The following is a 21161-nucleotide window of genomic DNA, read 5'->3' as shown; positions in this document are numbered from 1 at the left end:
TCCAGGCAAAATTTCTTCAGCGGAGCATGTCCAGGACTGCATCCACCATATGGTCCTTGGTGACAGTCTTGTCAAACCGCAGAGCCTTGCCGGCCAGCCCGGCCAGAGGCGCGGGGGCCGCTACGCCGGTCTTCTCGGCCAGCTGGGCAATGATGTCGGTGCCGGAGGCCAGCTCCGTCACACCCAGCGCGCCCAGGACGGTGTCGCAGAACTTGAAGGGGCTGGCGGTAGACACCACGATGGCGGGGGTGGTATCCCCGCTCTCCTTCCGGTACTGCTCCAGCACATCGTAGGCCACGGCGGTGTGGGGGTCGATGAGATAGTGATACTTGTTCCACACCTTGGAGATGACCTTCTGAGTCTCGGCGTCGTCGCAGAAGCCGGCGGCGAAGAGCCCGCTCATCTTCTTCTTGATCTCCTCGCTGACTTCATAGCGGCCCTCGGCGGCCAGATGGGCCATGTAGCCCCTGACCTCCTCGTCGTTGTTGTTGGTCAGCTCAAAGAGCATCCGCTCCAGATTGGAGGAGATGAGGATGTCCATGGAGGGGGACATGGTGTTGTAGAACTGCCGGTTGCGGTCGTACACGCCGGTGTTCAGGAAGTCGGTCAGCACGTTGTTGCTGTTGGACGCGCAGATCAGCTTCTGGATGGGCACGCCCATCTGCTTGGCGTAGTAGGCGGCCAGAATATTGCCGAAGTTGCCGGTGGGCACACAGACGTTCACCGGGTCGCCCAGGGCGATCTTCTCCTCCCGCACCAGGTCGCAGTAGGCGGAGGCGTAGTAGACGATCTGAGGCAGCACCCGGCCCCAGTTGATGGAGTTGGCGCTGGAGAGGAAATACCCCCGCTCCGCCAGCTCCGCGCGCAGCTTCTCATCGGAGAAGAGGCGCTTGACACCGGTCTGGGCATCGTCAAAGTTGCCCACCACGGAGCAGACCCCTACGTTCTCGCCCTCCTGGGTATTCATCTGCAGCTCCTGGATGGCGGAGACGCCATCCTTGGGGTAGAACACCAGAATCTTGGTGCCGTCCACGTCCCGGAAGCCCTCCAGGGCGCCCTTGCCGGTGTCGCCGGAGGTGGCCACCAGAATGCAGGCGGTCTTCTTCTCGTCGTTCTTCTTCAGGGAGGCGGTCAGCAGATGGGGCAGCATCTGCAGCGCCATGTCCTTGAAGGCACAGGTGGGGCCATGCCACAGCTCCAGGCAGTAAGTATTCTCGTCCACCTTGCGGACAGGGGCCACCTCACGGACGTCGAACTTGTCCTTGCCGTAGGCCTTGGCGGCAAAGGAGGAGAGCTCAGAGGCGGTAAAGTCGTCCAGATAGGGCTTCATGATGTACACGGCCCGCTGCTGGTAGGACATATCGGTGAGGGTTTTCAGCCCGTTCTGGGACAGCTTGGGAAACACCTCGGGGGTCAGCAGACCGCCGTCCTCTGCAAGCCCCTGTGCGATAGCCTGAGAAGCGGCAAGCCGCATCTGCTTGTTTCTTGTGCTCACATAGTACATACTTCACTCACAACCCTCATCAGATTATTGAAGAACACATCGCGCACCAGCGCTTCTGAATAATTGCGCCGCAGGAGCCGCTCATACAGCTCCGCCATATCCTGAATGCCGGACATTCCCCGGGGCATTTTGGAAATTCCATCCCAGTCCCCGCCAATGGCCACGCTCTTCTCTCCACCCAGGGAGAGAAAATGTTCCAGATGGGAAATCACCGTGTCATAATCCGGGTCCTCCCCCAGGAAGTCGGCAAACATGTTCAGCCCTGCCACACCATGATGTTCTATTATGGCAGTAAATTGCCCGTCGGTCAAGTTTCTTGGGGCAGAAAATACGGCGCGGGCATTGGAATGGCTGGCAATGAAGGGACCTTTACACAGCTCCGCCACATCCCAGAAGCCGGGATCGGACAGGTGGGACACATCCACCAGCATGCCAAGCTGGTTCATTTTGCGGACAAATCCCTTTCCTTGCTCGGACAGTCCTCTGTCCTTCTCCTCTGCGTTGGAGCCGGACAGGACGTTGGCGTGGTTCCAGGTGATGTTTACCACCCGGACCCCCAGGCGGAAGGCCTCCTCCAGACGCTCCGGGTCGCAGTCCAGCAGATCCGCTCCCTCTACCGAGAGAAAGGCGGCACACTTTCCCGCCCGGAAGGCGGCATCCGCCTCCTTAGCCGTGCGGCAATGGACTGCCAAGTCGCCGTTGGCCGCCATCTCCCGTTGAAAAATATCATATTCCTTTTGGAACAGCCGCCACAGCGGCAGGCCGGGTTCTGTGGTGGCATCCCCGAAAATAGCAAAGAACTGAGCGTAAGGCCCAAAGGACGCCGTCCGCTCCAGGTCCAGGTGGCCCCCGCTCCTGCGGAAACCGCCGCCATGCTCAAAGCAATGGAGAATGGTGTCGCAATGACCGTCAAACAGACATACTCGCTCCGTTGAAATCACTTCCCTCTCCGTCCCGGCAGGGGACGCGCTAAAATGCGTTCTCAAGATAGACAATCTGGGGCTGGGCGGTAGCCGTCCCCTGGGGTGCGTAGACCTCCGCTACATCAAACCGGGGTTGGCGCTCTGTGGGATTCTGGGCCAGATATAATTCCGCTGTGGTGCGGATGCGCTCCTGTTTCCCCCGGTCCACAAAGGCCCGGCCCGGAGCAAAGCGGTCGCTTTTACGCAGCTTGACCTCTACAAAAAGGAGATAAGGGCCGTCCTCCGCAATGAGGTCGATCTCTCCGAAGCGGGTCCGGTAGCCCGCGGCCACCACACGGCACCCCCGCCGCCGCAGCTCCTCCGCCACCAGGGACTCCCCCCAGCGGCCCAGCAGGCTGGTATTCATACGTCCCATCCCCCTGTTTTCTGTAAAGTTGTTTTCCTGTTCAGTCTTTGTTTTGAGCGGCCTCCAGCTTTTTCAGGAAGCTTCTTCTGTGGATGGGACAGGGGCCGTACTTCCTCAGCAGCTCAAAATGCAGCTTTGTGCCGTAGCCCTTGTGCCGCTCAAACTCATACTCCGGGTACAGCTTCGCCATCTCCTCCATGTAGCGGTCCCGGCTCACCTTGGCCAGGATGGAGGCGGCGGCAATGTTGGCGCTCCGCCCGTCCCCTTTGACCACAGTCTCGTGGGCGATGGTGATGCCCTTGTCCCGGTTTCCGTCAATCAGAGCGTAGTCCGGAGCCGGTTTCAGGGCCTGGATGGCCAGCTCCATGGCCTTCATACGGGCATTCAGGATATTGATGGCGTCAATCTCCTTCTCGTCCACCGACACCACAGCCCAGGCCACGGCCTTCTCCTGAATCTCATCAAAAAGCCGGTCCCGCCGCTTGGGCGTCACCTTCTTGGAGTCGTTCAGCCCCTCCAGAACCAGGCCCTCAGGGAGGATAACCGCTCCGGCGTACACCGGACCGGCCAGCGGTCCGGCTCCCGCCTCGTCGGCGCCGCAGATGAGCTGATACCCCCGCTCCTTACAGGAGCGTTCAATCTCCCACAGGTCAACCTGCACTGTCTGCTTCATTCCGTCTCCTCCGAAACCGCCTGGGGTTTCTCGAGGGTAAAGCGTCCCAGCTTGCCAGCTCGGAACTCATCCAGAAGCACCTTGCCCATCCGCTCCGTGTCCGGTTCGCCGCCGGAGATGAGGAAACCCCGCTTCCGGGCCGCCTGCTCCAGGAGGGCATAGCCGTAGGCAAGGCCCTCTTCCTCCTCACTCCGCTCCGGCACCCCAATCTTGTAGCGCTCCGTCAGGGCGGCGGGATAGGCGGCCGCCAGCTCCTCCAGCAGGTGGCAGGCCAGGGTCTCGGTGTCCATAATCTCATCCTTTACCGCGCCGGTAAAGGCCAGGTGCAGGCCGGTCTGAGGGTCCTCAAACTTGGGCCACAGGATACCCGGCGTGTCCAGCAGGTCCAGGCCGGCGTCCACCGCCACCCACTGCTTGCCCCGGGTGACACCCGGCTTGTCGCTGGCCTTGGCCGACTTCCGGCGGGCTACCTTATTGATAAAGGTAGACTTGCCCACGTTGGGCACGCCCACAATCATGGCGCGGATGGGCCGTCCCACCTGACCCTTGGCCTGCCACTGCTGAATTTTGTCCTTCAGGACCTCCTTGACCACGGGAGAGAACTGGTTGATTCCCTTTCCCTCCTTGGCGTCGGTCTCCAGTACGGACCAGCCGCGGCTCCTGAACCAGTCTCCCCAAAGGCGGTTGCCCGCAGGGTCGGCCTGGTCGGCCCGGTTGAGCACGATAAGACGGGGCTTCTCCCCCACCAGAGTGTCAATATCCGGGTTACGGCTGGAGACCGGAATGCGGGCGTCAATCACCTCGGCCACAATGTCCACGTACTTCAGGTTCTCGGCGATCATCCGCTGGGTCTTTTTCATATGGCCGGGAAACCACTGAATATCCATCTTTTTTCCTCCGTATTTCCGCCGGCCGCCCGTTGAGCGTCAATGGGCGGCCGCAAACTCTGATTTTATTACGGTTCAGCAAGCTCCATTATACACAACTCTGCCGGAAAATGGAACCCTGTCCGCTTTGTTTTGTGGAAATGCAAACGGGGAGCCGCCTTCCGGCGGCTCCCCTTCTGCGGTTTTGGATTAGAGCTTCTCCTTGATCTTGGCGCTCTTGCCCACGCGGTCGCGCAGGTAGTAGAGCTTGGCACGGCGGACCTTGCCGTGACGGACAACCTCGATCTTCTCAGTGGAGGGAGCATGGATGGGGAAAACCTTCTCCACGCCAACGCCGTAGGAGACGCGGCGAACCGTGACAGTCTCCTCAATGCCGCCGTGCTTCTTGGCAATCACGGTACCCTCGAACACCTGGGTACGCTCACGGTTGCCTTCCTTGACGCGGATGGACACGCGGACGGTGTCGCCCACGTCGCACTTGGGGGGTTCAGCCTTGAGGTGCTTCTCGGTAAATGCCTTCATCAGATCCATTATAATTTCCTCCTAATTTATAGGCGTTCATGCCCGCTTTTTGACGCCGGATACAGTTCCCGGCAGCGGCAGAGGATCACCCTTTATTCAGACTGAGATATGATATCACATACTTTTCCAAAATGCAAGGAAAACTTCTGCTTCCGCTGTCTTTTCTCCCTCAATTCTGTCCTGTTGGACAGTCTGAACCGAGTTTGTGCTGGCACCTTGCCCGCCCGCTGCATAGGATGGGGCAAAAAGGAGGTATTCCCATGCCGAAAATCTATCTCTCACCCTCTACCCAGGAAAATAATCTCTATGTCAACGGCGGCACAGAGGAGGAGTGGATGAACCGCTTGGCCGACGCTATGGTCCCCTACCTCATCTCCAGCGGCATCCAGTTCAGCCGCAACACACCGGACATGACCGCCGCTTCCTCCATCGCCGCCTCCAACGCCGGACAGTATGATCTCCACCTGGCCCTCCACTCCAACGCGGCCCCCGACGGGCAGTACGGGCAGCTCCGGGGCATCATTGTCTTCTACTACCCCACCTCTGCCAAGGGACGGTGGGCGGCCGTCATCATGGCCGACAACCTGAAGACCATCTATCCCCTCCCCAACAACGTCCGGGCGGAGGGTACCACCTCCATCGGCGAAGTGCGCCGGGTGCGGGCGCCGTCGGCCTTTCTGGAGCTGGGCTACCACGACAATCCGGACGATGCAAGCTGGATTAAAAACAACCTGGAGCCAATCGCCCGCAATCTGGTTCTCTCCCTCACGGAGTACTTCGGCATTCCCTTCCTCACCCCCGTTCCGGCGCGGCAGGGCGTGGTGGATGTGAGCTGGGGCTACCTCAACATCCGCAGCCGTCCCGACACCTCCGCCCAGGTGATTGCCAAGGCCTACGACGGCGCCCGGCTCACGGTGATAAACCAGTGGCAGGGATGGTATCTGGTGCAGTTTGACGGCGTTGTAGGCTACGCCAGCAGCGACTTCATTACCCTGCTCTCCTGAACGGAGGGGCGCGTCATGGTTATCCATGTGGTCGCCCCCGGCGACACTCTCTTCTCCATCGCCCAGTCCTACGGCGTCCCTCTCTCTCTCCTGGCCATCGACAACGGCTTCTCCGCCCCCTACCGCCTGGCGGTAGGGCAGGCGCTGGTGGTCCAGTTCCCCCGGCTGACCCACACCGTCCGCCCCGGCGAAACGCTCTCCGCCATTGCCGCCCGGTACGACATTTCTCTCCGGCAGCTGCTCCGAAACAATCCGGTGCTGGGCGGTGGCTCCCTCATCTATCCCGGTCAGACGCTGATCATCGCCTTCCAGGGCGAGAAACTGGGCGCCCTGACCGTCAACGGCTATGCCTATCCCTTCATCGGACAGAGCGAGCTTCAGGCCCTTCTGCCCTATCTCACCTATCTCACCCCCTTTACATATGGTATCACCCCCCAAGGTGGACTGATTCCTCCGGATGACAGTCGGCTCATCTCCATGGCTCTTCAGAGCGGCACAGCCCCGCTCCTCCATCTCTCCACGCTTACGGAGGAGGGCAGCTTTTCCAACGAGCTGGCCAGTCTGGTGCTCAACGATATGGCTGTGCAGGATGCGCTGATAGACAATCTGGAGCGGACTGTGCTGGAGCAGGGCTACCGTGGGCTGGACGTGGACTTTGAATTTGTCTTTCCCCAGGAGGCCGGAGCCTACGCCGACTTTCTCGGGCGCCTCTCCGCCCACTTCAACCCCATGGGCTACCCGGTCATCGCGGCGCTGGCCCCCAAGACCTCCGCTGATCAGAAAGGCCTCCTCTATGAGGGGCACAAGTACCGCGCCATCGGCGAGGCCGTCAACCGGGCGTTTCTCATGACCTATGAGTGGGGCTATACCTACGGCCCGCCCATGGCGGTGGCTCCCCTGCCCAACGTGCGTCAGGTGGTGGAGTATGCACTGACGGAGATTCCGGCGGAAAAGCTGTGGCTGGGTATCCCCAATTACGGCTACAACTGGACCCTCCCCTTTGTCCAGGGCGAAAGCCGGGCCCAGTCCCTCTCTAGCCAGGAGGCAGTATCGCTGGCCATCCGGTACGGCGCGGAAATTCAGTACTCGACCCAGGCGCAGTCCCCCTTCTTCTACTACACCGACGAAAACGGCGCCGCCCATGAAGTCTGGTTTGAGGACGCCCGCAGCATCCGGGCCAAGCTGGCCCTTGTGCCCCGATACGGTCTGAGCGGTGTGGGTTACTGGAATCTGATGCGCTCCTTTCCCCAGAACTGGCGGGTACTCAACGCGCTGTACGATATTCTGGACCCATAGTCCGTGCGAAAGAGAGGGGAATCTGTCATTCACAATTTGTTCATTCAGTGTTCTCAAACTGTCCATCACTTTCTTTCAAAACGTGGTATCCTTACAGTTGTCAGGAACCCATACGACTGACCTCCTCCCTCTCTTTTTCCAGGAACCTACACTGTCTCCCCGCAGAGCGGCAACCGCTCTCTGCGGGGATGACAGACCAAAACTTCAGCGTCCCTGTGGCGCTTTCTATATGGATATCATGTTGAGACACAGCGTAGCTGTGTCTCATTTTATTTCCTCTCACACCTCCATTTTTTATCTGAGGAAATTTTTCGTGGAAATTGAAATTTCCTCTTGCATTTTGTTTTTTGCTGTGGTATTATAATCAAGTCGTCAGCGAGCGGTTGATTAAAACAGCGAGCAAAACGATATGCGGCTGTAGCTCAGTTGGATAGAGTGACTGGCTACGAACCAGTAGGTCGGGGGTTCGAATCCCTTCAGCCGTACCAATAGGCTTCTGAAATCAATAGATTTCAGAAGCCTATTGTTTTATGCTCACACTTCTCTTTCATTAATTTTTTTATTTTTTACTTGCATTCTGTCTTTCTCTGTGGTATTATAGGTAAGCTGTCAGCGAGAGACATGCAAAACAATATGCGGCTGTAGCTCAGTTGGATAGAGTGACTGGCTACGAACCAGTAGGTCGGGGGTTCGAATCCCTTCAGCCGTACCAATAAAGCCCTGAAATCGAATGATTTCAGGGCTTTATTGTTTTTATTTGAAGCAAGCGGCGCTCCCACTGGCAGGGAGCGCCGCTGTATTTACTGCTGATTCTGCTTTTCTATCTGTTCTGCCAGGTCGTTGAGATAGACCCACCGGTCCATCTTCTCCTCCAGCTCCCCTTCCAGCTGGGCCTGCTCCTCCTGGAGCTGCTGGAGCGCCACATAGTCGCTGGCACACTCCTCCTGCCGCCGCTTCACATCGGCCATCTTCTCCTCCAGAGCGGCGATCTCACCATCGATGGACTCATACTCCCGCTGCTCCTTGTAGCTGAATTTCAACTTCTTGGGGCCCTGGGGCCGCTCCTGCTTTTTCTCAGCCGTCGGAGCCTTGGGCGCTTTGGCCTTCTCCTCCGCCTGCCGGGCGGCCAGGTACTCGGTGTACCCACCCGGATAGGCCCGGACCACGCCGTCCGCCTCCACGGCGAACACCCGGCGCACCACCTTATCCAGGAAAAACCGGTCGTGGGAGACGGTGATAACCGCTCCCGGGAAGGTCTCCAGATAGTCCTCCAGAATGGCCAGGGTCTGGATGTCCAGGTCGTTGGTGGGCTCGTCCAGCAGCAACACGTTGGGTGCGGAGGCCAGCACCGCCATCAAGAACAGACGCCGCTTCTCTCCGCCGGACAGCTTGGAGATAGGGCTGTACTGGATATCCCCCGGAAACAGGAACTTGTCCAGCAGCTGGGTGGCGGTGAGGGTGCCCTCAGGCGTCTCGATATAGTTGCCGATCTCTTTGACGTAGTCGATGACCCGGGTCTCCGGAGGCATGACGGGGTTCTCCTGGCTGAAGTAGCCGATGCGCACCGTCTCTCCCCGCTCTATCTCTCCCCTGTCCGGGGTCAGCCGGCCGGCGATCAGGTTGAGCAGGGTGGATTTGCCGCTGCCGTTGGTGCCCACAATACCAATCCGGTCGTCCCGCAGGAGCATGCAGTCAAAGTCCCGCAGCACCGTCCGGCCCTCAAAGGCCTTGGTGACGCCCCGCAGCTCAATGGTCTTTTTCCCAAGGCGGCTGGAGATGGCCGACAGGGTCAGCTCGGCTCGCTGCTCCGGGCCCTTCTGCTCCTTCAGGGCCTCATAACGTTCCAGACGCTCCCGGCTCTTGGTACCCCGGGCGGTGGGGCCCTGCATCACCCACTGGTACTCACGGCGGAGGATGGACTGCCGCTTGCGCTCGCTGGCCTGGGCCATCTCCTCCCGCTCCGCCCGGATGCGGAGATAGTCCTCATAGTTGCCCTCGTAGAAATAGAGCTTGCCCCGCTCCACCTCCGCCATCCGGGTGACCACCCGCTCCAGGAAGTACCGGTCGTGGGTCACCATGGCCAGAGCGCCCTTGTACTGGCGGAGATAGTCCTCCAGCCAGCGGACCATCTCGCTGTCCAGGTGGTTGGTGGGCTCGTCCAGAATGAGCACGTCACTCTCATGGACCAGGGCGGAAGCCATGGCCACCCGCTTCCGCTGGCCGCCGGACAGGGTACCCACCCGCTGCTCAAAGTCTGTGATGCCCAGCCGGGTGAGGATGGTCTTGGCCTCATACTCTGCCAGTTCCCGGGCCTCGGGCGAGAGTCCGGCAAACACCTGCTCCAGCACGGTTCTGCTCCCCTCAAAGGCCGGGTTCTGGGGCAGGTACTCCACCCGGACATTGGGGTCCAGAGAGACAGTGCCCTCGTCCGGCTCCTCTGCCCCCGCCAGAATCTTCAGCAGGGTGGATTTTCCCGTGCCGTTGATGCCGATGACACCCACCTTGTCCCCCTGGTTCAGGTAGAGGGATACCCCGTCCAGCAGCACCTTGGTGCCGTATGCCTTTTTGATGTGCTCTGCCGACAAGAGCATATGTCATTCCCCTTTCTGGGTCTTTTGTATTACAGTTTTTCCAGCTTGGCCCGGAAGGAGATCCGCCTGGGCGTGGCCATCTCATCAAACTGGACCACGTGGGCGCCCCGCTCCCTGTCCACCTCCAGAATCGTGCCAAGGCCGAACATCTGGTGCCGCACCCGCTGGCCGACAGAAAAGACGATTGCGCTGTCATCCTCCGGCAGGTACCGCTCACTGCTGGCAATGGCGTATCTGGCCTCCCGGATGAGTCCCTCCTCCGGCGGTCTGGTGTAGGTGAGCAGCTCCTGGTCAATATCCAGCAGGAACCGGGACGGATAGCGGGGCGAGCCGTCAAAATTGCGTCCGTCCGCCTCGGAGAGATAGAGCCCCTTCTCCGCACGGGTCAGGGCCACGAAGGCCAGCCGCCGCTCCTCCTCCATGCCCTGGAGGGTGCGCACCTTTCGGGAGGGGAAAATCCCCTCGTTCATGCCGCACAGGAACACATAGGGAAACTCCAGGCCCTTGGCCGCGTGGACGGTCATCAACTTCACCTTGTCCCCCTGGTCCCCGGTGTCGCTGTTGCTGAACAGGGCGATGTGAGCCAGGTAGTGCTCCAGGGTGGTCTCCTCGCCGCAGGTGGTCTCGTACTCGTACACCGACTGCTTCAGCTCCGCCAGATTGTCCAGCCGCTCCTGGCTGCCCTCGGTGCGGAGCATCCGTTCATAGCCGCTCTCGTTGAGAATGGCGGAGAGCACCTCCGAGATGGGGCGGCCCTCATATCCGGCGGCAAAGGTCTCTATTAAAGATACAAAGGCCTGGGCCCTGGTGCCCTTGAACACCGGGTCCTCCAGGTTGTCCAGCAGGCTCTGGTAGAGGGTGCGGCCGTTTTTCTCCGCGTACTCCTCCAAAAAGGCCATCCGCCGCTTGCCCAGGTTCCGCTTGGGCACGTTGGCAATCCGCCGGAAGGACAGGTCATCCTTGTAGACGATCATCCTCAGGTAGGACAGGGCGTCCTTAATCTCCATGCGGCCGAAAAACTGCACGCCGCTGTAAATGGTATAGGGGATTTTGCTCTGGAGCAGAACCTCCTCCACCGACCGGGACACATAGTGCGCACGGTAGAGCACCGTCATGTCCCGGTATGGGACCCCCTGGCTGTGGAGCTGCTCCATCTCTCCCGCCATCCATTTGGCCTCCGCCTCCTGGGTCTCCCCCAGGTGGCACAGCACCGGGGCGCCCGGCGGCAGGGTGGGTATCAGCGCCTTTGGGATGCGGTATTTGTTCTTGTCAATCAGCGCGTTGGCCGCCGCCAGAATCTCCGGCGTGGAGCGGTAGTTCTCCATCATCATAATGGTCTTTACGCCGGGAAAGCGCTGGTCAAATTCCAGCAGGTACTTCACGTCGGCGCCGCGCCAGGTGTAGATGGTCTGGTCCGGGTCCCCCACGATGAACAAATTTTTATGGTAGCCGCAGAGCACCTCCATCAGCTGGTACTGGAGCTGGTCGATATCCTGGAACTCGTCGATCATGATGTACTCCAGCCGCTGCTGCCACTTGAGCTTGATGTCCTCGTGCTCCTGAAATATGTAGAGGGAGAATTTGATGAGGTCGTTGTAGTCCAGGCCGAAGCACTTCTTCTCCTGGTAGAGGTAGCCGTAGAAGATGATGTCCCCTGTCTGGACGGCATTGAGATACTTCTCCTTCAGGTTGTCCAGGGACAGGTTGATCAGGTCCTCATAATACTCCGGTTTCCGGAACAGCTTGTAGTCCTCAATCAGGTGCCGGGCCGCAGAGAAGGTCATATCCCGCAGGGTCAGCCCCCGCTCCTCATAGATAATCTGGAGCATGGCGTCAATGTCGGAATTGTCCAGCACCAGAAAGCTCTTGGGATACTGGACCGCATGGCTGTCCTCCTGGAGGATGGAGACACAGAAGCCGTGGAAGGTGTTGATGTACCCGGTGTCGTTGTCCCCGGTGAGCTGATGGATGCGCTGGCGCATCTCGTTGGCGGATTTGTTGGTAAAGGTGACGCAGAGGATATTGCCCGGCAGGATGCCCAGCTCGTTGACCAGATAGGCAAAGCGGTTGGTCAGCGCCCGGGTCTTGCCCGAACCCGCGCCGGCAATGACCCGGACAAAGCCCTCGGTAGACGTGACCGCCTCCCGCTGGGCGTTGTTCAGGCCCTCCAGAAGATCCGTCATCCAGCTCCCTCCTTATTAGAACAGTTGTTTTCTATTATAGCAGGAATCCTTTTGCGCCTCAAGAGAGAATGGAGTGCTTGATGGCCGTCTATGAAAAAAGGGCCCGCGGCAGCTGCCGCGAGCCCTTTTCAATCGGTTTGAGGAAGAAGCCGATTCTCTCCCGTCAAGCGCTAACGGCAATTTGTGGTCATCCCATCCAAAACAGTCGTTTGTCCAACCATTTTGACCACAAGCTGCTGGCCCCATCTTTTTCGAAAAAAGTTCCAAATTAGTTCCAAATCAATCCAAAGCCCGGGCTAAAAACAGAAAAGAAATAAAAAAAGAGCCCGGGGAAACGAATTTCCTCGGACTCTTTTGTGAGTCATTATTTCGGGACAATGTGCTTGTTTGCGGGGGACAAGTACAAGGTGCCTAAGGAGATTCGTTTCAGTTAAGACGATTATAGCAGGACCTGTCTTGCTTTGCAAGTTATAAGTGGTATGGGATAGTAAAGAAACATCCTGCCAATAGAATTAAGTTGCTTTGCTTATAATCAATCCGCAACTTGAATCTATTGTGTTGGAGGCAGATAATCAATGTATCCACCTAATCCACCCACAGATGCTACTTACAGAGTAAAACTTCTTTCCGCCGAGCAAGACTGTACAGCCTATTATATCCGCTATGACATATCGGTTGGCCCATGTGTGGGATGGGCTACCTATATATATCAGCAGACCGGCAAGTGGCCTCTGATCTGGAGACTGGATAAGCGCAGAGGTACCACTGTCATCCGGTGTGCACTGGACGCACTCCACCTCAGTGGCTGCGCCAATGTACAATCATTGGCGCAGGCAGCCGGACATCATATATGTCTGGAGCTACATCGCCGGACGGGCACCAGATATATAGATGTAAGGAGATCGTTGCCAGCATCCGCCGCTCAAATTACTCCAGATGATATCCGTATTGGCACCACAGGTGGCTGGCGGCAGGGTGATCCTAACTGGCGGCACGCATTGCTACTGGCAAACCTTTCTGGGCTTCCTGTGCTTAATGCTGACAGTCGCGAAGGCCACTCCCCCATGGTCGATTGGTGCGCAGAGCATGGTGTTATCATCCTACCACAGTACTTACCTGTTGGAGATTATACCACATCAAATAGCAATGTCATTGTAGACCGCAAAGATAATATCCTAGAACTCTATAAGGACTTTGCAGGCTCAAGAAACAGGAAGTCTTATGAAAACGCTGCGCTCCTTGCACAGGTTGTCGGTAAACAACTGGTATATGTGATTGGTACTGACCCAAGCGATCATGTAGAACTAATTTCTGATTTAGCCCAGTGGCAGTGTACAGTCAAAAATCAAACTTTTGTTGGAACCTACTTACACGAACAGATATTGCGACATCAGGCCATGTATCCACATATAAGCTTTACTTTTGTAAAGCGAGAAGAGGTCTGTCAGACAATTTGGGACACGCTCTCAGTGTGAGGCCTGTGATGAGATGTTGCCTATCCGTACAGTAAAGTCATAAGTATTATATGCGGTATCACAAACTCATATTTTAGGTCCTCTGAGAGTAACCATTTTGATGTATAAAAGCAGATCTTTTTCACAAAAAGCATCATTAAGGTGGGAGACAGTGCCACATACAACAGCTTGATTGGTTTGGCTCAATGTTGTGAGCAGCGAGAAGTCTGTCTGCTGTTTTTAACAACAGGTCACAACTGCATGAGCCAAAAATACGCAGCATGATGGCGCAAGTCAAAAAGCAATATGCCCCTACTCTTTTGTATATAAGAAAAGCATCCCTATCTGCTCCAAACACACTATATTTTACCGCTGCCCAGCAGCAAATTCTCCCATATGGATATCCAGCACCCCTCTGGGCGGCTGGATCAGGGCATCCTCATACTGGCACTTCCACTGGATTTCCCGACTCATTTGACCATCCGCTACGCCGTCTACCGTTTCCCCATCCTTAATAGGGTTGTCATGCTCCAGAACATAGGACGCCACATTGTAGGCGTGGTTTACCACCCAGTTGGGGTTCATATCGTGGAAATGGTACTGGAGATCCGGCAGGAACAGGGTACTCATGCCCACTGTATCAATGAGCATATCCTCGGTACCCTCAATGTTGAAGAAGCGGACATTGACGCCAAAACGGATGAAACGATCCGAGCCTTCGATCTGGTGGGAACGCACATCCTCCGCCAGTAGGAGCTTGCCGCAGTTCTGGAAATAGAACGCCTCACAGGTGGGGTACAGCTCCGCAAGGGCCTCCACAAAGTCGGCGTCCAAGTTGGCCCGCTCCAGCGCCGGAAGCGCCGCAGCCAGCATATCGGTGGCCACCACCTGATACCGGCACTCCCGGAAAATCCGCTCTCGGTCCTCCTGGCAGTCCCACATCTGACTCATCAGGAAGGCGTCAAAGCCTTTACCCTTGAATTTATCGCATTTCATTACCATCAGCTGCACCGGGCATTTGCCATCCTGAAATTCCGCGATATGATCCAGGGCGGCAAAGCCGGCCATCTTTTTATCACGGCAGAAACACTCTACAGCGCCAATGTGCTTTTCCATTACAGCGGTCATTTCGTCCTTGTCCGGCATGTCCACCGGCTCTTTGAACAGCATCTGAATGAGATAGGGGCCACCGGGCTGGGGGCCTTTTTTGTCATTCAGGTTTTGCTGGAACACTTTATTGCTCATACTTGTCCCTCACTTCTCCTGATGGCATCCTCGATCTGCCTGCTGGCGGCATCCATGTAGAGATACACCCCATCCCGGTCGCAGTGGTACAGGTTTGAGTAGCTCGTACTCTCATTGGGGCGGATAGGGTTAGGTTCCACCACCTCAGTGGCTTCCAGCAGACCGACACCCAATTCTGCCGCAGCGACAAGTGCCTTTTTCAGCACCGCAAGCTGCCCATCGCTCCAAACTCCCTCCAGATCTTCCAGCACCTTTGGTTCCTGCTCCAGATTCCGGAGGAGCTGTGTGACCTGATCCCGAGACAGGTACACACCGGAGCAGTAGTTTTCGATGATCTGATTTTCTGCCGGAGTGGGAAAGGCTGTTGGCACCACCTGCGCCCATGGGGTGAAGTACCGGACATATTCCGGCTTCTCCTCCATCAGAAGGGAAAAACTGCTCCCTCTAGTGTAATAGTAGTCCCGGAAGAAGCCTTGGATCACCGCAATGTAAAAGCCATGGCTCTTATCAAATAACTCATCAGGCTCTGTCTCCGCCCCGACTCGCAGGGTGTCCAGATATTTTTCCGCGTAGAAATCCTCCATTCCGTGCTGCGCGGCAAGGGCCAGCACCTTTTCCTCCTGCCCCTGCTGTATCCAGGTAAGCGGGGTGAAATACCATTCCCGCATTTCTTCCGGTGAAATCGGGTGAAAACTTACATCATATCCCATAAAATCCCTCCTCAGTAATCCAGCAAAATGGGTACCTGCTGTTCCTCGGCAAACCGCATGGCACGCCAGAACATGGAGAAGGCAAACTTGGCAAGGGATTGGGTGTCATACTGGGTGTGTTCCGGGATGTCCGCCTTGCTATACTGTCCATCTGCATCTATAATTCCGTCTACCGGGTATCCCTCCGTGTCTGCCCAATCAAGGATGGTATCCTCATCGGCCTGCCACGCCAGCTGGTTCAGCTTCTCCAGCTCCTTCCGCAGTCCGCCCAGGGTGGCGATCATCGCCTGATCATCGGTGGGCAGAGGCGCCTGAAAGAAGAAGGCATCCGCCAGAGGCAGCCACCAGGTTGCCCCACGGAACAGGGACCACACCCGCTCCTCATCCGATCCAAGGCGGGCTACCAGAGGATGCTCTCCGAAGTTCCAGTCCTTCTCCACAGTGGGGGGCACCGGCTCATCGTATGTATGGCAGGCGGCCACCAGCAACATAGCGCCGAAGGCATCCCAATCCGGCTTGTCGGTGTAATAGGGCTTCTCATTGTCCTCCGTCCAGGGAGTGTAGGGGGGCTGGCCCGGCTGAGAAATGGCGCTCAAGATCTGATCCCGCCAGTTCTCCACCGCCGTCTGGATCTCAGCCGGGGACATTTCTTCCTCGTTATCAGCAGCTTCTCCATCCGGCGTGATCCGGTTAAAGGCGTATCCGTTTTCCTCCGCCCACTGCTGAACAACGGTTTTCCAATTGTGAGCATAGTACCGTGTCAGTGTTCCGGCGTAAATATCAAGTCCCATGGCAATACCTCCCTCAAAGTTCCCCGCAAGGTATCCTTGCATTTTCATAGCAGGAAATCAGCTTCTCCAGCCATTTGTCCGAGTAGCCCAGCCGTTTGCTGTCTGCAATCAGTCCAAAGTCGTCAGAGATGTACCCTGCCAACTCATCATTCTCCGATTTTTCGTAGACGGTGATGTATGCTTTCTTCTCTATTTCTCGGGTATCAGCAACTGTTTTTCCCTTTTTCAGTTCTTCGAGAGCCTGATAAACCCTGACCCATTCACTGTCAAAAGGATCACTGTCTCTTTGATCTAAGAAATCGTCTATATCGAGTTCTTCATAATTGATTTGGCTCAGTTTATCAAGCAGCTCATACATTTGCTTCTCCCACATAAATTTCACCTCTTATTCCCACTCAAAGGGTTCCTTTAAGTCATATTTCTCCATGATCTTATTTTCCAGAGCTTCATAGGCATCCATATCCTCTGGCTGCGCCGGAATACCCCTTTTCCACCAATAACCGTTCCCATAGTAGAAAAACATAGCCCAGTAATAAGGCAGGTCATGGCTGAATATCGCCACTCCCAAGGCATCGGCCACTGGCTCTGCCAGCGGTGAGCGTTCCACTATCTGAGATGCTTCCTCATAGGAGATCCCCACCAGCTCCACCAGCAGGTGCTTCACCAGTTCACAGAAGCTGTACTGGTTGAATATGACCTGACCACCCTCATCTTTGAACACAAGTCCATCTCTCACCATGGTATTTCTCTCCGTTTCTTAACCTGTATCCTTGTCATGGGCATAGTCTCGTCAAGTCATTTCATACAGCAGGGCAGCGTCTCCCTGCACCAGTTCCAGATGGGAGCGCAGCGTTTCAAGTCCGCTTTGTACCGCCTCGGTGAGTAGATCCCAGTCTGGGGCAATTTTAGCGGCCAGCTCCGGGAGGTTCTGCTCCCGCAGAGCTGCCAGCAGTTTAGACGCCAGCTCTCCCTCCAGCAGAGCGCAGTCCAGGGTGTCCTCCGTCTGGGGAGCAGGAAAACGGACATCCAAATCCAGCTCGCTCTCACACCAGTCCCAGATGGCCATATAAACCGCGCCAGAGCAGTCGCCATTGGACAGTTCCTGCCGCCGGCCGTCTTTGAGAAGATAAAAGGATGCGATCTGTGACATGGCAGTTCCTCCTGAATGTTATTCCTTTTCCATTAACCCTTCGGCCTGCATCCGGATCACATAGAAGGCCCGCACCCAGTCCAGTTCTTGCTCCATGGATTTCTCCAAAGGCAGCAGGCGGCGCTTTCCCAGCCTGCGGTCCAGGAGGGCAAAGATGCGGACAAGAGGATTCTTGCTGACAAGGCTTTTCTCGATGCTCTGGTTGTCAAATTCGTGAAACGCCTCATAGAAAAAACCGTTGTCAAAACAGCCGTCGCTCAGCGTCCCTTCATGGGCCAGCCGGAAGGGGGCCTTCGGGTCGACCTCTCCGACACCCTCCCGCCGCAGGGCCTGATATCTGTTCCAATAATGCTGTTCATAGGCATAGTAGTTGCTTCGCAGCACCTCCACGCCGTCCAATCGAATGGCCGCCCGGCCTGTTTGGTCATGGCTTTCCCAGTAGCTGGTGGCAAAATACTGGATGCGGTCCCGGAGCGCCGGGCACAGGTAGTCATTCTCCAGTTTGTTTCGGATTCCGCTCCAAGTGGCTACCCGGCTGTTTGACATGGGGATTGTCTCCTCTCTGCGGTTGTTAGTATCCTTGACTTTGGCAGAAGCGTCTCTCAAACAAAATGGAATTCGCTACTTAATAAATTTGATTGCCAATTTATATACTTGATTGATTTCTTTCCTATCCAATTTCCAACGATTTAGTTCAGCCTCAATTAAATCTGGAAATTTTTAGCTTATATCTCTCAAGGCATTACCTACCGACTTCCTGACATATTCACTGGAATCCTCTCTCAAACCAGCTAACCGTTTAATCGCTTCCATAGGGTTCTCTTTGAAATATGGTCTGCTCGTCCAAATCCGCAGACCTTCTGTAACAGCCCTCCGGGTATTGGGATTGCTGCTTTTCATCCATTCATCAATCGTTGGAAGAGCATTTTGATATCCTTTTCGCTTACAGAACTCATCAAACGACTTTGCTAATATCTCCTGAACTCTCCAGTCATCGTCTTTCGAGACCTCATCTCTCATGAATACTAAAATGTCATCATCTTCTGATAAGTAGCCCAAAAGGAATACGCCATACATTCTTACCTGATATACTTCAGATTTGTACGCCAAAAGCGCCAACTCTTTGATGTATTCACGATCATGAGCCTTATAATCATCCAAAGCTCTTTTTTCTTCAACCTTAAAGCCGTTTTCTATCAAGGAAAAGTCGTGCTCTAAGCTCTCAATGTCTTCTCTCAAGTGAACTCACCGTCTTTTAAAGTCAGTTTTTTGGTCAACATTATACCGCATTTATATACTGCACCCGCCAGTCCCGATAGCGTTTTTCATGGGCGATATTTTCAGTGCTCATTGGGATACCTCGCCAGTTTCTTCTCCAGCAGTTCTGCCATATCATTGCAGAGGCGCTTTACCTTGTCCTGCTCATGGGCGTAGTACCAGATGGTTTCCTCTCCGGGGCGGAGCAGGAGCTGGTCGCCATCCGCTTCTTTCCAGAACTCGCCCAGCACACAATACCGCTCTCCATGGATGGTCAGATCAAACATCCCGGAAAGGGTAAGGATCACGCCTGTGGATACATTGATGCCTGCGGTCAGCAGGAAAAACTCCCGCACCTGGGACGGGAGCGTGAAGTCCAGCGTCCTTTCTCGGCCTGCGATTTGCTCCTCCGTGGCGGCAGGCTGGATCTCATCAGTGGGGTCCAGCACCTTTGCCAACGCCTTGGAGAACTTGGGGTAGCGTCGAAACAGCTCCGGGTTGTCGGCCTTGAATTTCGCTTGCTTTTCCCGCTGTACTTGCTTCTGTTCCTCGCAGAAAGCGTCCAGCTCCGCCAGATACCGCTCCTGGTAGAGATTGCTGGCCTCAAATGCTGTGCCGCTCTTTTCCAGAATGGCGATGGCTCCCTTTTGGCTGCCAAACACCGGGACCCACTGGAAACCATGTCGGCAGGGCTTCAGCTTCAGAAATTCACCCCGACTCAGCAGGGCTTCCAACTCCGTCTCATGTTCGTCCCACCAGCTCCTCCAGGTTTCGGGAGTTTCCCGCCCCTCGACCAAGTCCAGGAGTTTTTCAGTCAATGATTCTTTGTTCATAGGTGTCCACGCTCTTTCTCCGCCATCACGATACTTGTGATTCCATGACTTCGCCATCATCGTTAATATAAGTGTAATGAATAAAATCCTCGTCCACAAGCAACAGGTATGGACTGAAAACTTCCCATGCATCATGATCGCTCATGATGTCAGAATATTTGCCAAATACATAAATCTCAAATAAGGCGTCTGTTCCCATTAAAAAGCACAAGTAGGCATTTCCATGAGGATATGGGCAAACTTCTTGGATCGCCAGCTGCCCCGGCTGCTCAAAATTGAGTTTTGAGATAAAGGTTTCAATTTTGAGTGCTTCCGCTTCATCCGCATATCGATATTTTTGAGAAAAATGTTCGATACTTTTTGTGAGACGGTCCTTGTATTGCTGTATCTCTGCTCTTTTCTGTTTTATCTTGAGCTGCGCTTTTTTCTGAGCCAATAGATTTTTCCTCTCATGATCCATAGGTCACTTCTCCGTTTTAGAGGGCGCAGGAATAGATGCTCATGGCCCCGTAATCAGTGTGCAGGACAAGTCCGCTCTTGGTAAAGGCAAAATTCACCTGCCGCACCACAAAGGGGTCATCAATGGTAGCCAGCAGTTGGCCGCTGCCGGTATCCCACACCTCTATGGGGGAGCTGCCACGATCCTGCTGAACGGCCATCAGGCTGTCCCTTGTCCGTACCATACAGGTGTCTGAAAAACTCAGCCCCTGCCGGACAGAAAACGGGAAAGGATTGGCTATCTCCTCTCCGGTCTGGGTCAGATAGAACTTGCCGCCCACAGAGAAGCACTGGTCATCTGGAGAGAAGAAGGGATGCCAGCCCTCATTGGGAATCACTACTTTTTGGGCGGACTTCAAATCGACCAGCACATACTCACCCTCGGTGACGCGGTAGGCCGCTTTGCTCTGCCGGGGAGAGAGCATTCCGAAGCAGTAATAGGCAAAATTCGGGTCTTTTGACTTCTTGCATTTTACCGTTTCCCGCCACACCTCTGTGTTGCTGCCAAAGTCACAGGCGACGATCTCCTCGCCTGTGTACCACAGGGCCAGGTCACCGCTGGCATCCAGCATGGCCTTCATGCTGTTTTTCTTGTTGACAAAGGGCGTGACCTCATGGGTGCGGAGTGAGAACTGCTCCAAAAGATAGCTGTTGTTCAGAAGAAGGGTGTCATTGGGGCAGAGAACCTGCTCATAGGTCATTCTCTTTGCACCCAGGGAAACTGTTTCGAGGATCTCCCCGCTACCATCGAAGTGATAGAGGGTCTCGTCCTCAAAATCTCCGACCACCCTCGTCAGGAAGAAGTCGTCCCGTGTGAGGGCGGTAGCCAGAGGCATAAAACCGTTGCTGTCCTTACCGACAAACCGATGGCACCGCGCCTGCCCAACAGCGGCATCCCGATTCTGATAGACAAATCCTTTCCTCATCTGGCTCATCATGGCGCTGGCCGCCTTGCTCTTGACCTGGAAGGCGGAGTCGCACAGGATCTCCTTGACCTTCCCGCCATTCAAGCAGGTTCGGATGGTATGTCCGTCAATTTCAATTCGCCACTGCTTATTTGTGGCGGGGTTGAGGAAGGTTTTTTCCATTGGCGCAGGCACCTCCTTATCAATCAAAATCCATCCAGACCAGGTGTTTTCCGCAGTGGAGGCACTGGAACAGATAGCATTGCAGATGCCCGCCATTGACGGATTCCTGAATCATTTCCCTCTGCTCATCGTCCCACATGGGATCG

Annotated in this window: 23 protein-coding genes and 2 tRNA genes; 5 read left to right on the top strand and 20 right to left on the bottom strand. The window is 55.8% G+C overall.

From position 1 onward, the window contains the following. Positions 1-16: 16 nt before the first annotated feature. From thrC to rplS, 6 genes are all read right to left on the bottom strand, one after another. Positions 17-1504, bottom strand: coding sequence for a threonine synthase (gene thrC / locus ACOX7T_RS00125; RefSeq protein ID WP_433438685.1), 1488 nt, complete (start codon positions 1502-1504; stop codon positions 17-19). After that, on the bottom strand, positions 1492-2445 hold the full coding sequence (locus tag ACOX7T_RS00120) for a dipeptidase (protein WP_433438683.1): 954 nt from the start codon (positions 2443-2445) through the stop codon (positions 1492-1494). Before ACOX7T_RS00120 ends, thrC begins: the two co-directional genes overlap by 13 nt. Before the next feature lie 28 nt (positions 2446-2473). Then, positions 2474-2833 carry a YraN family protein gene (locus ACOX7T_RS00115; protein ID WP_433438681.1) on the bottom strand — a complete coding sequence of 120 codons (360 nt, stop codon included), beginning with the start codon at positions 2831-2833 and terminating at the stop codon, positions 2474-2476. Positions 2834-2873: 40 nt separating this feature from the next. Beyond that, complete coding sequence (locus tag ACOX7T_RS00110) at positions 2874-3506, bottom strand: ribonuclease HII (protein WP_433438679.1); 633 nt, start codon at positions 3504-3506, stop codon at positions 2874-2876. After that, positions 3503-4393 (bottom strand): ribosome biogenesis GTPase YlqF, encoded by an 891-nt coding sequence (gene ylqF / locus ACOX7T_RS00105; RefSeq protein ID WP_433438677.1) that lies wholly within the window; start codon positions 4391-4393, stop codon positions 3503-3505. The genes ACOX7T_RS00110 and ylqF overlap by 4 nt, the downstream gene beginning before the upstream one ends. 189 nt (positions 4394-4582) lie before the next feature. Next, entirely contained in the window at positions 4583-4924 is a 342-nt protein-coding gene (gene rplS, locus ACOX7T_RS00100; protein WP_433438675.1) for a 50S ribosomal protein L19, read from the bottom strand. A 251-nt stretch (positions 4925-5175) separates the two neighbouring features. On the opposite strand from rplS, the gene ACOX7T_RS00095 reads away from it, so the two are divergent. The 4 genes from ACOX7T_RS00095 (at position 5176) to ACOX7T_RS00080 (ending at position 7927) form a co-directional block, all read left to right on the top strand. Then, a complete protein-coding gene (locus tag ACOX7T_RS00095) occupies positions 5176-5919 on the top strand; it encodes an SH3 domain-containing protein (RefSeq protein WP_433438673.1) in 744 nt (247 codons plus the stop codon). A 15-nt stretch (positions 5920-5934) separates the two neighbouring features. Then, entirely contained in the window at positions 5935-7215 is a 1281-nt protein-coding gene (locus tag ACOX7T_RS00090; RefSeq protein WP_433438671.1) for a LysM peptidoglycan-binding domain-containing protein, read from the top strand. A gap of 411 nt (positions 7216-7626) precedes the next feature. Continuing rightward, positions 7627-7703 (top strand) — tRNA-Arg (locus ACOX7T_RS00085). Positions 7704-7850: 147 nt separating this feature from the next. Then, positions 7851-7927, top strand: a tRNA-Arg gene (locus ACOX7T_RS00080). 88 nt (positions 7928-8015) lie between these two features. Here ACOX7T_RS00080 and ACOX7T_RS00075 read toward each other — a convergent pair. Both ACOX7T_RS00075 and ACOX7T_RS00070 read right to left on the bottom strand, forming a co-directional pair. Further along, complete coding sequence (locus tag ACOX7T_RS00075; protein ID WP_433438669.1) at positions 8016-9806, bottom strand: ABC-F family ATP-binding cassette domain-containing protein; 1791 nt, start codon at positions 9804-9806, stop codon at positions 8016-8018. Positions 9807-9835: 29 nt separating this feature from the next. Continuing rightward, positions 9836-11989 carry an ATP-dependent helicase gene (locus tag ACOX7T_RS00070; protein WP_433438667.1) on the bottom strand — a complete coding sequence of 718 codons (2154 nt, stop codon included), beginning with the start codon at positions 11987-11989 and terminating at the stop codon, positions 9836-9838. Between the two features lie 905 nt (positions 11990-12894). Here ACOX7T_RS00070 and ACOX7T_RS00065 point away from each other — a divergent pair. Next, the gene (locus ACOX7T_RS00065) at positions 12895-13464 is read left to right on the top strand and encodes a hypothetical protein (RefSeq protein WP_433438665.1); all 570 of its coding nucleotides are present in this window, start codon (positions 12895-12897) and stop codon (positions 13462-13464) included. 345 nt (positions 13465-13809) lie between these two features. Here the strand turns inward: ACOX7T_RS00065 and ACOX7T_RS00060 are convergent, their stop codons facing one another. From ACOX7T_RS00060 to ACOX7T_RS00005, 12 genes are all read right to left on the bottom strand, one after another. Then, complete coding sequence (locus ACOX7T_RS00060; protein ID WP_433438663.1) at positions 13810-14688, bottom strand: DUF4261 domain-containing protein; 879 nt, start codon at positions 14686-14688, stop codon at positions 13810-13812. Beyond that, positions 14685-15398 carry a hypothetical protein gene (locus ACOX7T_RS00055; RefSeq protein WP_433438661.1) on the bottom strand — a complete coding sequence of 238 codons (714 nt, stop codon included), beginning with the start codon at positions 15396-15398 and terminating at the stop codon, positions 14685-14687. The genes ACOX7T_RS00060 and ACOX7T_RS00055 overlap by 4 nt, the downstream gene beginning before the upstream one ends. Positions 15399-15409: 11 nt before the next feature. Next, positions 15410-16189 (bottom strand): hypothetical protein, encoded by a 780-nt coding sequence (locus ACOX7T_RS00050; RefSeq protein WP_433438659.1) that lies wholly within the window; start codon positions 16187-16189, stop codon positions 15410-15412. Between the two features lie 13 nt (positions 16190-16202). Then, the gene (locus ACOX7T_RS00045; RefSeq protein WP_433438657.1) at positions 16203-16562 is read right to left on the bottom strand and encodes a hypothetical protein; all 360 of its coding nucleotides are present in this window, start codon (positions 16560-16562) and stop codon (positions 16203-16205) included. Positions 16563-16574: 12 nt separating this feature from the next. Beyond that, positions 16575-16928, bottom strand: coding sequence for a hypothetical protein (locus ACOX7T_RS00040; RefSeq protein WP_148316830.1), 354 nt, complete (start codon positions 16926-16928; stop codon positions 16575-16577). 51 nt (positions 16929-16979) lie between these two features. Further along, positions 16980-17339, bottom strand: coding sequence for a hypothetical protein (locus ACOX7T_RS00035; protein WP_433438655.1), 360 nt, complete (start codon positions 17337-17339; stop codon positions 16980-16982). 18 nt (positions 17340-17357) lie between these two features. Next, positions 17358-17885 (bottom strand): SF0329 family protein, encoded by a 528-nt coding sequence (locus ACOX7T_RS00030; protein WP_433438653.1) that lies wholly within the window; start codon positions 17883-17885, stop codon positions 17358-17360. A gap of 174 nt (positions 17886-18059) precedes the next feature. Continuing rightward, the gene (locus ACOX7T_RS00025) at positions 18060-18578 is read right to left on the bottom strand and encodes a DNA alkylation repair protein (protein ID WP_433438651.1); all 519 of its coding nucleotides are present in this window, start codon (positions 18576-18578) and stop codon (positions 18060-18062) included. Between the two features lie 101 nt (positions 18579-18679). Beyond that, a complete protein-coding gene (locus tag ACOX7T_RS00020) occupies positions 18680-19414 on the bottom strand; it encodes an SMI1/KNR4 family protein (RefSeq protein ID WP_433438649.1) in 735 nt (244 codons plus the stop codon). A 40-nt stretch (positions 19415-19454) separates the two neighbouring features. Continuing rightward, a complete protein-coding gene (locus tag ACOX7T_RS00015; RefSeq protein ID WP_087336023.1) occupies positions 19455-19889 on the bottom strand; it encodes a hypothetical protein in 435 nt (144 codons plus the stop codon). Positions 19890-19905: 16 nt separating this feature from the next. Further along, positions 19906-21015, bottom strand: a complete 1110-nt coding sequence (locus ACOX7T_RS00010) for a hypothetical protein (RefSeq protein ID WP_433438647.1) — start codon at positions 21013-21015, stop codon at positions 19906-19908. Between the two features lie 19 nt (positions 21016-21034). Then, on the bottom strand, positions 21035-21161 hold a 127-nt coding region (locus tag ACOX7T_RS00005), incomplete at its 5' end, for a CbrC family protein (RefSeq protein ID WP_433439560.1).

The sequence above is a fragment of the Pseudoflavonifractor sp. genome (assembly GCF_050943825.1).
GTDB lineage: Bacteria > Bacillota > Clostridia > Oscillospirales > Oscillospiraceae > Pseudoflavonifractor.
This window is presented reverse-complemented; position numbering and strand designations above follow the sequence as displayed.